This window comes from Kocuria sp. CNJ-770 (assembly GCF_001942375.1).
GTDB classification, from domain to species: Bacteria; Actinomycetota; Actinomycetes; order Actinomycetales; family Micrococcaceae; genus Kocuria; species Kocuria oceani.
The window spans coordinates 17411-29799 of sequence record NZ_MKJW01000144.1 but is presented as its reverse complement, the minus strand read 5'-3'; the positions used below and the strand labels follow the sequence as shown (position 1 = coordinate 29799).

Annotated in this window: 11 protein-coding genes; 3 read left to right on the top strand and 8 right to left on the bottom strand. The window is 73.7% G+C overall.

The window, feature by feature from the left end:
- Nucleotides 1–20: 20 nt before the first annotated feature.
- The gene (locus BJF77_RS17165; RefSeq protein WP_075872931.1) at nt 21–647 is read right to left on the bottom strand and encodes a hypothetical protein; all 627 of its coding nucleotides are present in this window, start codon (nt 645–647) and stop codon (nt 21–23) included.
- A gap of 205 nt (nt 648–852) precedes the next feature.
- Between BJF77_RS17165 and BJF77_RS17160 the strand changes: the two genes are divergently transcribed.
- Entirely contained in the window at nt 853–2127 is a 1275-nt protein-coding gene (locus BJF77_RS17160) for a CopD family protein (RefSeq protein ID WP_075872930.1), read from the top strand.
- Nucleotides 2128–2180: 53 nt separating this feature from the next.
- Here the strand turns inward: BJF77_RS17160 and BJF77_RS17155 are convergent, their stop codons facing one another.
- From BJF77_RS17155 to BJF77_RS17145, 3 genes are all read right to left on the bottom strand, one after another.
- A complete protein-coding gene (locus tag BJF77_RS17155; RefSeq protein ID WP_047802598.1) occupies nt 2181–2606 on the bottom strand; it encodes a hypothetical protein in 426 nt (141 codons plus the stop codon).
- Between the two features lie 222 nt (nt 2607–2828).
- Entirely contained in the window at nt 2829–3023 is a 195-nt protein-coding gene (locus BJF77_RS17150) for a hypothetical protein (RefSeq protein ID WP_075872929.1), read from the bottom strand.
- Between the two features lie 365 nt (nt 3024–3388).
- Nucleotides 3389–4999 (bottom strand): FAD-dependent oxidoreductase, encoded by a 1611-nt coding sequence (locus BJF77_RS17145; RefSeq protein WP_075872928.1) that lies wholly within the window; start codon nt 4997–4999, stop codon nt 3389–3391.
- Nucleotides 5000–5088: 89 nt separating this feature from the next.
- Between BJF77_RS17145 and BJF77_RS17140 the strand changes: the two genes are divergently transcribed.
- Nucleotides 5089–5649 (top strand): helix-turn-helix domain-containing protein, encoded by a 561-nt coding sequence (locus tag BJF77_RS17140; protein WP_075872927.1) that lies wholly within the window; start codon nt 5089–5091, stop codon nt 5647–5649.
- Nucleotides 5650–5896: 247 nt separating this feature from the next.
- Here the strand turns inward: BJF77_RS17140 and BJF77_RS17135 are convergent, their stop codons facing one another.
- Together BJF77_RS17135 and BJF77_RS17130 are read right to left on the bottom strand one after the other, a co-directional pair.
- Nucleotides 5897–6190 carry a hypothetical protein gene (locus BJF77_RS17135; protein WP_075872926.1) on the bottom strand — a complete coding sequence of 98 codons (294 nt, stop codon included), beginning with the start codon at nt 6188–6190 and terminating at the stop codon, nt 5897–5899.
- Between the two features lie 354 nt (nt 6191–6544).
- The gene (locus BJF77_RS17130) at nt 6545–7534 is read right to left on the bottom strand and encodes a heparan-alpha-glucosaminide N-acetyltransferase domain-containing protein (protein ID WP_075872963.1); all 990 of its coding nucleotides are present in this window, start codon (nt 7532–7534) and stop codon (nt 6545–6547) included.
- Nucleotides 7535–8098: 564 nt separating this feature from the next.
- Between BJF77_RS17130 and BJF77_RS17125 the strand changes: the two genes are divergently transcribed.
- Nucleotides 8099–9565: an MFS transporter gene (locus BJF77_RS17125; protein ID WP_075872925.1), complete on the top strand. Its 1467-nt coding sequence runs from the start codon at nt 8099–8101 to the stop codon at nt 9563–9565.
- A 141-nt stretch (nt 9566–9706) separates the two neighbouring features.
- Here BJF77_RS17125 and BJF77_RS17120 read toward each other — a convergent pair whose 3' ends face one another.
- Together BJF77_RS17120 and BJF77_RS17115 are read right to left on the bottom strand one after the other, a co-directional pair.
- Complete coding sequence (locus tag BJF77_RS17120; RefSeq protein ID WP_075872924.1) at nt 9707–11104, bottom strand: MFS transporter; 1398 nt, start codon at nt 11102–11104, stop codon at nt 9707–9709.
- 36 nt (nt 11105–11140) lie between these two features.
- Nucleotides 11141–12388, bottom strand: coding sequence for an NAD(P)/FAD-dependent oxidoreductase (locus BJF77_RS17115; protein ID WP_075872923.1), 1248 nt, complete (start codon nt 12386–12388; stop codon nt 11141–11143).
- Nucleotide 12389 lies beyond the last annotated feature (1 nt).

Here is a 12389-nt window from a genome sequence, read left to right as displayed (position 1 = left end):
CCGGGACCGCCCCGCCGGGGTCATCCCCAGCAGGTTCCCCTCGGCGCCCGCGGCACGGGCGGCCCGCGCACCCGGTCCCGCCGCAGCCCTCGCCGTCTCAGCACGGGGCGCTCCGCCGGGGGAAGGTCCCCCGGCCGGAATCCCAGGGGCAGACGGGGTGGGTGCGGCACAGCGACCAGGGGCCGCAGCCAGGCGAGCGCCCACTCCAGGGCGTTCTCCGCCGTCGAGATCGCCACGGCGGTGAGCACCACCGCCGCCAGGTGACCGGCCGGCATGGCCGCGCCGAACTCGTCCAGGCCGTGGTGGCCCATCCCGGGGACGCCCCCGGGCAGGCAGGACTGGCCGGGTGCGGGGGGCATGTGGTGGCCGTGGCCACCGGCAGGGCAGTCCGCGGGGGTCGACCAGGCGGTGAAGACCTCGTGCAGCCCGATCTGAGTGACTCCCAGGAGCACGAGCACGCGGGGCAGGCTCAGCGTCCGCCTGGCCACCCAGGCCACGGGGCCCAGCAGGCCCACGCCCAGCCCCAGCATCGGCAGGGCGGGGGGAAGAGCGCCGCCGGCAGCCAGGTGTCCGGCGGCGGCCAGGGAGACGACGACGGCGGTGACCAGCAGCGACCGGAGCCAGCACGCTGCCGCGCGCCGGCTCATCGGCTGTCCTCCACTGCTGCCCCCTGCCCCGGGCCGGCACACCGCCTGAGCCCCTGGTCCGAAACCTACCGGGGGTGACGCCGCGGCGGAAACCCGGTGCGGCGTCCCCGCGCCCGTCCGGCCGACTAGGGTTCGACCCATGCAGTCGACCAGGACGGGCCGGGCCACACCGGGCCCTCGCAGCGAGGAGCGGAGGGCCCCCCGGATGGTCCTGGCCCTCCTCACCGCCCTGACCGCGATGCTGCTGACGCTCCTGGCCGCACCGGCCGCCGCGGCCCACACGGAGCAGCCGGCCACCGATCCGGCCGACGCCCGGGTCCTCGAGAAGCCGCCGCGCACGGTCACGATGTCCTTCACCGAGCCCGTCGGCGCCACGGCCGAGGACATCGAGGTGGCGGGCCCCTCCGGCGAGCCCCTCCCGGTGGACGTCCAAGCCCTCGACTCCACCGTGGCCGTCACCCCGGCCGCGCCCCTCGCGGCCGAGGGCACCCACCGGGTGACCTGGCGGGTGCCCTCGGCCGACGGGCACCCGATCTCCGGGTCCTTCACCTTCTCGATCGGCGCCCCGGCGACGCCGCCCACCGGGCACGGCGCGCTGGTGGCCCACCACGCCGCCCAGACGCTGGTCTACCTCGGGATCTTCGCCGCGGCCGGTCTGGTCGTCTTCGACCTCCTGCTGCTGGCCGCCCCGCCCGGCACGGCGCCGGGCAGCCGCCGGCGGGTCCGCGCCCTGGCCGGCCTGGGGGCCGCCGCGGCGGCGGCCGGGGCCGTGGCCTCCGTCCCGGCCACGGTGATGTGGCAGAGCGGAGCCACCCTGATAGCCCTGGCCGACCCGGGCCTGTGGCGCACCGCGATCGGCTCCGACGCCGCGGTGGCCGCGGCCATGACCGGCGTCGGCACGGTCGTGGCCGTGGGCGCCCTCCCCCGTGCCGCGGGCGACCGGGCCGCTCCGGCCGGCCGGCTGGCGCTGGGCGGGGTGGCCCTGGCCGTCGCCTCGCTGGTGGTCGTGGGCCACAGCCGCGCCGTCGCGCCGAGCTGGCTGGTGGTCACCGCCGACGCGGTGCACGTGGCCACCGGGGTCGTCTGGATCGGTGGGATCCTGGGGCTGCTCGCCGTGCTGGGACAGGCCCGGGACCTCCCGGTCCACCAGGCCACGGCCACCCTGGTGCGGTTCTCCACCGTGGCCGCCGGGACGGTGCTGGCCCTCACGGTCGCCGGTGTGATCCTGGGGTGGCGGATCCTGGGCGACGCCGAGGCCCTGGTGACCACCGGCTACGGCCGGTTGCTGCTGCTCAAGGTCCTCGTCGTCGCCGGCGTGGTCGGTGTCGCCGCCTGGAACCGCTGGAGGCTCCTCCCCCGGGTGCGCGCCCGCTCCGATCCGGCGGCCCGGGACGACCTGCGCTCGGCGCTGCACACCGAAGGAGCCCTGCTGCTGTTCGTCCTGGTGCTCACCGGAGTGCTCACCTCGCTCAGCCCCTGACCGCCCCCGCGCGGAACGGCGGCCCAGGAGAGGCCGCCGGCCCGTGACGCTGCTCAGGAGCGGGTGAGCTCCCGTCTGCGCGTGGTGACCGCCCAGATCACGAAAGCGTCGAAGGCGATGACGACGATGTTCCACAGCGGGTAGAAGGGCATCCACAGGAAGCTGACGACGATGCTCAGACCCGCGAGGACGACCGCGAGCGTGTGCGCCCACAGCGCTCCCTGGATCAGGGCGAAGCCGGTCACGGCGAGCACGACGCCGGCGATGAGGTGGGTCCAGCCCCAGCCGGTCATGTCGAAGGTGAAGATGTACTCCTCGCCGTACACGTAGAACTCGTCGTTGAAGAGCGCCACGAGACCCTGGAGCACGTGCAGGATCCCGACCAGGGCCAGGAAGACGCCGGCAGCGGCCGTCCCGGCCACCGCGCCGCGGCTGTGGTCCTGTCGGCCGGTGTCCCGGTCGAACGTGGTGGTCGCCATGACTGTTCCCTCCGGTAGGTGTCCTGCAGGCTCCCCGCAGGACGGGTTGACCATCACCACCACTGTCCGCCTCCCCCGGTCGGCCGGCATCACCCGATCGAGGTGATTCCGTGCCGGGAGACCGCGACGGCACGGAGAGCACCTGGGCGCCCTCCCGGTTCGCTCCGGCCAAGGCCCCGGCCTGCCGGGAACGCCTCCTGACCGCGGCCGCCGGAGACACGCTCAGAGCAGCCCGAGGACCGCACCACCGGTCACGAGGAGGCCGGCCGCGAACATCGCCGCGGCGACCACGATCAGACCCAGCACCGCCATCGCGGTGAGCCGCTGGAAGCGGACCGTCTCGAGCACGGTGGCACGGGCCAGGAGGAGGACGAGCAGCAGGGCCGCCGTCAGCAGCAGCATCCCGGCGAAGACCATGTCCCTGTGGCTCCTCTCCGCTCGCCGCCCGGGCGGGTCCCACGGTCCCGGGGACTGCTTCCCGGCCCCCGACGAGGCGCCGTGGGCGGCGCACTGCGTCCCGCCCACATCTTTTGGCGTACCCGCTCCGCCCGCAGACGCCCCACGCCGGCCGGCGTCCCCACCCGATCTCGGCCCTGTCCTCCCCACCTGAGCACTCCGGGCGTGCGGTTCTCAACTGTGCATGCAAAAGCGTGTTCACCGACGGACACAGAGAAACGCCCAGGTCACGACGCCCCCGGCCCGTGGGCGGGGGCGCGGCGGTACGTGCGGGCATCGGTGTCCGCGGGCCCGGACACGACGACGTGCTCGAGCTCCGCCCTGTGTCAGCGGCGCCGCTCGCCGGATCCCGCAGCAGCACCCGCTGGGTGGTGCTGGTGGTGCTGGAGGAGCACGACCGCGTCGTCGAGGCTCGCCGGCCGACCCTGCGGATCCGTGACCTGCCGAGGGCGGGTCTCGGCGACGCGGACCGCCCACCGCTCCGGGTCGAGGCCCAGGTCCTCGATCTCCTCGGCAGGCGTGCGGAACCGCGGCTCGTGCCCCGGAGGCAGGTCCGCCCAGGCGGGAGCGGCGGCGTGGCCGGTGATCAGCAGGTGCCCGCCCGGTGCGACGTGGCGTGCCGCGGCCCGCAGGATCTCGGTGCGCGGCAGGGCGACCGGCGAGTGCAGGAAGCTGGCCGTGACCAGGTCGTACCGGCCGCCCTCACCCAGGGTCGAGAGATCGGCGGCGACGAACGAGATCCGCTCGGCGGGGACCCCCGCGGCACGGGCGGCCTCGGTGGCCCGCCGGATCGCGGTGCCGGAGATGTCGATGCCGGTGGCCGTCCAGCCGTGCTGGGCGAGCCAGATCGCGTCCGCGCCCTCGCCGCACCCCAGGTCCAGGGCACGGCCCGGCACCAGGTCCGCGGCGATCTCGGCGAGGACCTGGTTGACGCGCCCCGACCACATCCGCTCGGCGGAGCTGTAGCGGTCCTCCCAGTACTCGCCCGGGGCCGGCTCCGCCGCCCGGTCGGGGGCGGCGGAGCGGTCGAAGTCCTCGATGACCAGGGCCGCGTTCACAGCTCCGCCGGTGCGGGCGCCCGCGCCGATGGACATGGGGACGGTCAGGACCGGATCGGTGACGTTGCCGACCGCCCAGATGCGCTCGTTGCTGGTCCGGCCCGTCCCGTCCACGGCCAGGAACCGGCCCATCGGCGTGTCCGTCGTGGCGAGGCCGAGATGGTCGAGGAACGCGGTGTGCGGCCGCGGGGCGCCGGCCGTGAAGAGGGCGTCGACCGCGATCAGCGCGCCGTCGGCGGTGCGCACCGCGTCGACGGCCTCGGAGCCACCGAGGATCTCGACGACCGGGGAGGCCACGAGGCCGATGCCACGGGACCGCAGCCGGTTTTCGGCGGCCGCGTCCAGGGGCCCGAGTCCCGCCGTGAACACGGTCACCGTGTCGCTCCACTGCCGCACGAGCTGGGCCTGGTGCAGCCCCAGCGGTGAGGTCGTGAGCACACCGAGGTGCTGATCGGCGACCTCCCAGCCGTGGCAGTAGGGGCAGTGCAGCACGGTGCTGCCCCACCGCTCCGCCAGCCCCGGGATCACGGGCAGCTCGTCGGTCATCCCGGTCGCCACGATCACCATCCGGGCCCGCACCGACTCACCGTCGTCCAGCGTCACCTCGACCCCGGTCCCGGTCGGATCCACCCGCTGCACCGCCCCGGGGACGATCTGCACTCCGTAGGCCGAGGCCTCGGCCCGTCCGCGCTCGAGCAGCTCGGACGGCGACACCCCCTCCATGCCGAGCACCCCGTGCATGTGCTCCGCGAACCGATTGCGGGGACTCCCCGCGTCGACCACCAGCGTGCGCCGGCGCGCCCGCCCCAGGAGCAGGGCGGCGCTCAGTCCCGCCGCACCGCCACCGATCACCATGACATCCCACTGCATCTCGTCCATGGACCGAGTCTGCGCAACAGGCCCGATCTGTGGCAAAGTTTCTTGCAGAAATGGCAAAATGGTGGCAAGGCGGCAGGACGTGAGGAGACATGGTGAGCGGGGAACTGGAGCAGGTCGGGCCGCGGCTGCGGGCGGCACGCCGCGCCCGCGGCCTGACCTTGGAGGACCTGGCGGCACAGGCCGGCATGTCCACGAGCACCCTGTCGAGGCTGGAGTCGGGGAAGCGCCAGGCCTCGCTGGAGCTGCTGGTGCCCCTGACCCGGCAGCTCGGGATCCGCATCGACGACCTCCTGCAGCCCGAGGCCCGCGATCCCAGGGTGCGCCGCCCGGTCGTTCGTCGCGACGGGCTCACCATCGCCCCCCTCGCCCCCGAAGGGGCCGCCATCCACACCTACAAGATCACCTACCCGCCCGTCGACACGCTGCCGGAGCTGCGGGTGCACGACGGGTACGAGTGGCTCTACGTGCTCACGGGCAGGCTCCGGCTCCGGCTGGGCGAGCAGGACCTGGTCCTCGTCCGCGGCGAAGCCGCCGAGTTCGACACCCACGTGCCCCATGCGATGAGCGCCGCGGGCAGGCACCCCGCACAGGTGCTCAGCATCTTCAACGGTGAAGGCGTGCGCATGCACACCCACCTGGCGCAGCCATGACGGTGCTGAGGCACCGCCGGAGCCGCCCGCCGGCCCCGCGCAGGGTGCTCGGTGGACGGCTCCGGCCGGGTCCACGCCGCTCTCAGGGTCCCGGCGGGCGGGCGTCGTCGCAGGTGCGGGCCCGTCCTAGGGGTTCTTCACTCTCGTCGACGGGCTGGGCGAGGACTGCGGCGACGCGCTGGTCGAGCACCCGGCCGGCGCACGCCGCTCGAGCGACGGCGTGGCCCGAGCAGCGCGCACGCGGGCCTCACCTCATGTGCCGGCAGGCGGGCTCGCTCGTGTAGGTGAGGATCACCTCGTCGTCCTCGGGACGCTCCCGGAAGGACCGGTGGGTGACGGTGGCCAGCACCGCGGTGATGACCGCCTCGTCGTCCTCGGGACGTTCCCGCTCGGCGCTCCACCGGTACGGGGAACGCCGGAGGTTCTCGACCCCGAGGTCGGCGGGCCCGGTCCGGGTCGCCCGGCTGGTGCCGTCGATCTCCTGCGGAGCCGGCCGTGCCGGTGGTGTCGTTCCGGAGTGGATGCTGGGTGCTGTGGTCATGGCGCTTCCCTACGTCGTTGTAGTGGTGTGCTGGGCCGGTGCCCTCACGCAGGCGTGAGAGGTCCGGTGGAGTGCTCCGTTTCCCGGTCTCCCGACTCCGTCACGGAGTCCGTGGAAGCACGGGGGCCCGAGGGGAACCGGCCGTGCTGCTGCACGGCGAGGACCTCGGGAGGGGCGGACGGCGCACTGGCGGGGTCTATGCGTTCGCCCGCAGCCGACCCTAGTGAACGGCAGGCCGGGCCGGAAGCGCCGCTTGAAATATGTCGGGGTGGTCTCCGGAGCCGTCAGGGTGGGCCCCTCGGTGGTGAGCACGGCCGGGGGCGGCCCCTCCTGCCCGGTGCTCATCTCCCGTGCTTATGTTCGGTGGGAGCGGCGGAGCACGGCGCGGCGGGTCGCGTGCACGCTCGCCTCGACCGCCCGCTCCAGCGGTCCTCGCCCCAGTGCCCGGCGCCAGTGCAGGGCGAGCAGCGCTGCGACCACCAGGTGGAGGAGGTACCAGGGGAAGGACGGGTCGGTGCGGAGCCCCACGGACAGCATCACCAGGTGGGTGGTGTACAGGGTCAGGCCCATCGCGCCCATCGCCGACAGCGGCAGCGCCCATGCCCCGGACCCCCTCGAGAGCAGCAGACAGCCCCCCAGCACCAGCAGCCCCGCCCCCAGGCCGGCAGCGACCGTCCCCAGCGGGCGGCCGATGTGCGGGGCAGTGACGACCAGTACTGCACCCACCGCCAGCAGCCGCAGCTGGATCCCCCTGTCGCGCAGGCGCACCCGCCCCACGCCCAGCCCGGCCATCAGACAGGCCAGATACGGCAGAGCCGGGAAGGTACCGGTCAGCAGCAGCGGTGCGACGGCCCCCGCGGGCTCCTCCAGCACGCCGGCGACCGCAGTGGAGGAGGTGGCTGCGGGCAGCAGCGCCCGCAGGGCCGCCACCAGCAGCGGACCCACGACCCAGCAGACCGCCGCGCCGAGGAACAGGGCCCTCGCCGACAGGTGCAGGAACGGGATCGCCAGCAGACAGAGCAGCCCGTAGCAGACCAGGATCTCGCCCGCCGGGACGTCCTCGGGCAGCAGCGCCCCGGCCCCAGCCACCCCGCCGACCAGCACGGCCCGCACAGCCGTCCCCAACCGGTCGGCGGCCAGCCACCGGCCCTCGTGCGGGAACCGGCCCCCGCAGCCGAGCGCCAGCCCCACCCCGGCCAGCAGGGCGACCAGCGCCGCCGCAGACCCCGGGAGGACAAGGGACACCCAGCTCGCCCCGTGGGCCCCGCGGACGGCCTGGGGCAGGACGTCGACGCAGATCAGTCCGATGAGCACCAGCCCGCGGGTCGCGTCGAGACCCGCCACCCACCCCGGGGGCCGGGGGGCGCCACCCGCGGCACCCACCGGGGCGGAACCTTCCGCTCTGGCCGTCCAGCTCATGGGCTCCCCCGATCTCCCCGGCACGCCCCAGGGCCCCGCCCCGAGCCGCATCCGATGTCCTGCCTCCGCTCAGGATCTCTGCTGCACCTTTCGCTCGCGTTGCGCAATCCTCAAGATCCCTAAGATTCTGCGAGCCCCGCAGCGCCCGGGTGGCGAACGCGCGACGCCCCCGAGGACGGCGCTCCGGCATCCACCGTCCGGTGCGAGACCGCGGGAATGCGCCGATGCGTGGTCCACCGGGTCGCTCGGGTGCTGCCGTGGCGCGGTACGCCGGACTGCAGGTTCCGGCCGCGGGTCTACGCTGGGCAGACCCCCTGCTGAGTGGAGTACCCCCGGAAGGACTGTGGTTGCGGCATGGACCCTCGCTCGCGCTCCGATGCGGACGCTGCTGCCGACGCGATCGGGTGTCCTGCCGACAGGCCGGCAGGGACTGCCACCCAGGGAACATCGGCCCAGAAAACATCGGCCCAGGGAACGTCGACCCAGCGCATGCGCTCAGGGCACGAGGCGCGGGGCGCGGCCGAGCCCGGTCCGGATCGGTGGCGCGTCCTGGCGGTGCTGCTCGTGGCCGTCTTCATGTCATTGGTGGGGGTGAGCATCGTCAATGTCGGCCTGCCGTCGATCCAACAGGGTCTGGGAGCCAGTCAGGCCCAGATCCAGTGGGTGCTCTCCGGGTACGCGCTCACCTTCGGGGTGGTGCTGGTGGCAGCAGGTCGAGCCGGGGACATCTTCGGCCGCGGCTTCCTGTTCATCCTCGGTGTCGTCATCTTCACCCTCGCCTCGCTGGCGGCCGGGTTCGCCGGCGACCCGGTGGTGCTCACCGTCGCCCGGTTCGTCCAGGGCCTCGGCTCGGGGTTGCTCAATCCGCAGGGTGTGGGGATGATCCAGCAGTACTTCCGCGGGCCGGAGCGGGGCAGGGCCTTCGGCATGTTCGGCAGCATGGTGGGCATCTCCGTGGGAGTCGGGCCGCTGCTCGGCGGCCTGCTCATCCACCTGGGCGGGACTGCCGACGGATGGCGCTGGATGTTCTTCGTCAACGTGCCGGTGGGCCTGCTCGCCCTGGCCCTGGCGTTGGCGTGGTTCCCGCGGCCGCTGCTGAAGCCTCCCCGCGGACGCACGGCGGGAAAGGCGCTGTCCGAGCTGGACCCCGTGGGGGCCCTCCTGCTGGGGCTGGCAGTCCTGGCCCTGCTGCTGCCGTTCATCGAGGCGAGGGCCGCGGTCTCGGCCTGGTGGTGGGCGCTGCTGCCGGTCGGTGCCGCGCTCCTGCTGGTGTGGGTGCGCTGGGAGCGCCGGTACAAGGCCGGCGGGCACAGTCCGATGGTCGATCTGGCGATCTTCCGGGTCCGCAGCTTCTCCTACGGCTCGACCCTGATCGGCCTCTACTTCCTCGGCGTCACCAGTGTGTGGGTGCTCCTGGCCCTGTACATGCAGCAGGGGCTGGGGCACACCGCGCTGGAGAGCGGGCTGATCGGGCTGCCCAACGCCCTCGCCAGCGCCCTGGCGGCGAACTGGGCCGGCCGTCACGTGCTCCGGCTCGGCCGGAAGGTCGTGGTGGGCGGGATGCTCAGCGTGCTGCTCGGCCTCGCGCTGAGCGTGCTCGTCATCGAGCTGCAGGACCACGGGATCGGCAGTGAGTGGTGGCTGCTGGCCACCCTTGCCTTCGTCGGGATGGGACAGGGCGCGGTGGTGAGCCCCAACCAGACCCTCACCCTGGCCGAGGTCCCCCTGGAGTACGCCGGCAGCTCCGGCGGCATCATGCAGACGGGTCAGCGCATCGGCACCTCCATCGGCATCGCCGTCATCACCGCGGTGTCCTTCACCGTGCTGCCCCGCTCGGACTGGGCCCAGGCCATCACCGCCGGTTTCGGGCTGATCGGGCTCATCATCCTCTGCGCTCTCGCCGTGGGCGTCGTCGACCTGCGCCACCGGCGGCGGGACAGCACCGGTACAGCCTGACCCCGGGCGGCCTCCCGGATGCGGCACCCGGGATGTTCCTGCACCGTGGAATGGCGGGGCCCTCGGTCCGTGGCGTCGACGGCGGCCGACGGCGGTGGGACGGACCGGGTGCTCCGAACCGCCCCACCGTGGCCCGCGGCCTCACCGGACGGCCGGCACGTCCGCCCGGTCCGCGGAGGGTCGCGCACGCTCCAGGATCGTGGCTCCCTGCTCCTGGGCTGCCTGGTTGTCGATGCCCAGGTCGATGCCCCTGCGATCGCGGAGCAGGCTGGTGGCCAGGATGCCGAGGGCGGCCATGCCGATGAGGTAGACGGCGACCGCGGTGGTTCCGCCGGTGGCCTGGACCAGCGCCTGGGCGATGAGCGGGGAGAAGGCCCCACCGAGGATCGCGCCCAGGGCGTAGGAGATCGACACCCCGGAGAAGCGGACCGGGGCGGGGAAGATCTCCGAGTACCACGCGGCCTGGGGGCCGTAGGTCAGGCCCAACCCGACGGTGAAGAGCGCCAGCCCGAGGAAGAGCGTCTCGATCCGGCCCGTGTCGACCAGGGCGAACAGCGGGAACGTCGCCAGGATCAGGCATCCGTAGCCGACGAAGTAGGTGCTGCGGCGTCCGATCCGGTCGGACAGCCACCCTCCGAGCAGGGTGAAGACCAGCCACAGCGCCGCGCTGGCGGTCACCGCCAGCAGCACCGGGGTGCGATCCAGCCCCACCGGTCCGCTCGGGTCGGTGGCGTAGCTGGTGATGAACCCGCCGGTGGTCATGTAGCCGGCGGCGTTGTTGCCGGCGAAGACCAGGGCGGCGAGGAGGACCAGGATCCAGTGCTTGCGGAACAGCTCGGCTATCGGCACTCTGGTCTGCTGCTTGCGGACGGCGATCTGCTCGAAGACGGGGGACTCGTCCACGGAGCGGCGGACGAAGTAGCCGACGGCGATCATCACGATGCTCAGCAGGAACGGCACCCGCCAGCCCCAGGCGAGGAATGCTTCGCCCGGTGCGATCCACCCCGTCATCAGGGCCATGACGCCGGAGGCGAGCAGCATCCCCAGCGGCACGCCGATCTGGGGACAGGCCCCCATGAGTCCGCGCCGGCGGGCCGGGGCGTGCTCGACGGCCATCAGCACGGCGCCTCCCCATTCGCCGCCGGCCAACACACCCTGGAGGATCCGCAGCAGCAGCAGGATGATCGGGGCGGCCACACCGGCGGTCTCGTAGGTGGGCAGGAGCCCGATGGCCGAGGTGGCCCCGCCCATCAGGAGCAGGGTGATGACCAGGATGGCCCGGCGGCCGATCCTGTCACCGAAATGGCCGGCCAGGAAGGCCCCGAGGGGGCGGAAGAGGAAGGAGATGCCGACGGAGGCGAAGGCCAGGAGCAGCGCGATCTGGGCCCCGGCCGGTTCGAAGAACAGCTGGGCGAAGACCAGTCCGGCGGCCGTGGCGTAGATGAAGAAGTCGTACCACTCGATCGTGGTGCCCACGATGGTGGCGGCGACGACGCGCCGCTGGTTGGCGCCGGCGTCACGGCTGGGGTTCTCGGGCATGGTGCGGGTCTCGTTTCTGGGCTGGCCGGGCCGGTTCTAGGCCGCGATCGTGGCGGCGTGGGCGACGGCTCTGAGATCAAGGGCGGGATCGGCGGCCTGCGCGGGCGTCAGCGGCATCCGCCCGTCGATGAGCTTGCGCGCCGCCATGTGGTCGGCGGGGCGGTTGACCGACTCCACGGCGACCAGGGCGCCGTCGCGGAAGCAGTAGACGGAGAACTTCCCGGCGGTGGGGTCTCCGCGCACCACGGTGTGGTCACCGGCCCGGTACAGCCCGGCGATCTGCAGCTTCCACGGTCCCTGCTGGCTCCAGAACCACGGCAGGTCGGTGTAGTCGGCGCTGCGGCCCAGGATGGTGCGGGCGGCGTGGCGGGCTTGATCGGTGGCGTTCTGCACCGACTCCAGCCGGCTGCGGACGCCGGCGTGCACGCTGGGGAAGCTGGCGCAGTCCCCGACGGCGAGCACCGCCGGGTCGGAGGTGCGCAGCGACGCGTCGACGACGACGCCGTTGTCGACCTCCAGCCCCGCGTCCCCGGCCAGTGCGGTGTTGGGTGCTACGCCGATGCCGACCACGACCAGGTCGGCGGGATACCGGTCCCCGGTGGTCGACACGACGGCTTCGACGCGGCCGGTGCCCTCGCACCGGTCGATGCCCTCGCCCAGGCGCAGGTCGACGCCCGAGGCGATGTGGGCCTGGGCGAACCAGTCCCCGGTGACGGGGCTGACGGCCCGGCCCATCGGCCGTGGCGCGAACTCCAGGACGGTGACCGCCAGTCCGCGGGCCCGGGCGCCGGCGGCGAACTCGAGGCCGATGAACCCGGCCCCGACGACCACGACCCGGCGGGCTGCGGCCAGCTCGGCGTTCAGCCGCTGGGCGTCGGCCAGGGTGCGCAGGCCGTGGACACCGTCCAGCTCCGCACCCAGGCAGGTGAGCCGCCGGTTGGCGGCACCGGTGGCCAGGACCAGGTGCGTGTAGGGCACCTCCTCGCCGGTGTCGAGGTGGACGGTGCGCCGTTGCCGGTCGATCCCGGTGGCGCTCACGCCGGTGCGCAGGTGGATGCGGTGCTCCTCGGCGAAGCGGGGGCCGCGCAGGGGCAGGGGTGCTGCGTCCTGACCGCCGAGGTAGTCCTTGGACAGGGGCGGCCGCTGGTAGGGCGGGTGGGGATCGTCGACGACCACCGTGACGGGGCCCTCGTAGCCCTCGGTACGCAGGGACTCGGCGGCCTGCATCCCGGCGTGGCCGCCGCCGACGACGACGACCCCGGGCCGGCTGTGCTCGGCGTTCATG

What these genes read in the sequence shown, in the direction of transcription:
- BJF77_RS17165 (WP_075872931.1), bottom strand. Translation starts at nt 647, where the DNA reads ATGAGCCGGCGCGCGGCAGCGTGCTGGCTCCGGTCGCTGCTGGTCACC.
- BJF77_RS17160 (WP_075872930.1), top strand. Translation starts at nt 853, where the DNA reads ATGGTCCTGGCCCTCCTCACCGCCCTGACCGCGATGCTGCTGACGCTC.
- BJF77_RS17155 (WP_047802598.1), bottom strand. Translation starts at nt 2,606, where the DNA reads ATGGCGACCACCACGTTCGACCGGGACACCGGCCGACAGGACCACAGC.
- BJF77_RS17150 (WP_075872929.1), bottom strand. Translation starts at nt 3,023, where the DNA reads ATGGTCTTCGCCGGGATGCTGCTGCTGACGGCGGCCCTGCTGCTCGTC.
- BJF77_RS17145 (WP_075872928.1), bottom strand. Translation starts at nt 4,999, where the DNA reads ATGGACGAGATGCAGTGGGATGTCATGGTGATCGGTGGCGGTGCGGCG.
- BJF77_RS17140 (WP_075872927.1), top strand. Translation starts at nt 5,089, where the DNA reads ATGGTGAGCGGGGAACTGGAGCAGGTCGGGCCGCGGCTGCGGGCGGCA.
- BJF77_RS17135 (WP_075872926.1), bottom strand. Translation starts at nt 6,190, where the DNA reads ATGACCACAGCACCCAGCATCCACTCCGGAACGACACCACCGGCACGG.
- BJF77_RS17125 (WP_075872925.1), top strand. Translation starts at nt 8,099, where the DNA reads ATGCGCTCAGGGCACGAGGCGCGGGGCGCGGCCGAGCCCGGTCCGGAT.
- BJF77_RS17120 (WP_075872924.1), bottom strand. Translation starts at nt 11,104, where the DNA reads ATGCCCGAGAACCCCAGCCGTGACGCCGGCGCCAACCAGCGGCGCGTC.
- BJF77_RS17115 (WP_075872923.1), bottom strand. Translation starts at nt 12,388, where the DNA reads ATGAACGCCGAGCACAGCCGGCCCGGGGTCGTCGTCGTCGGCGGCGGC.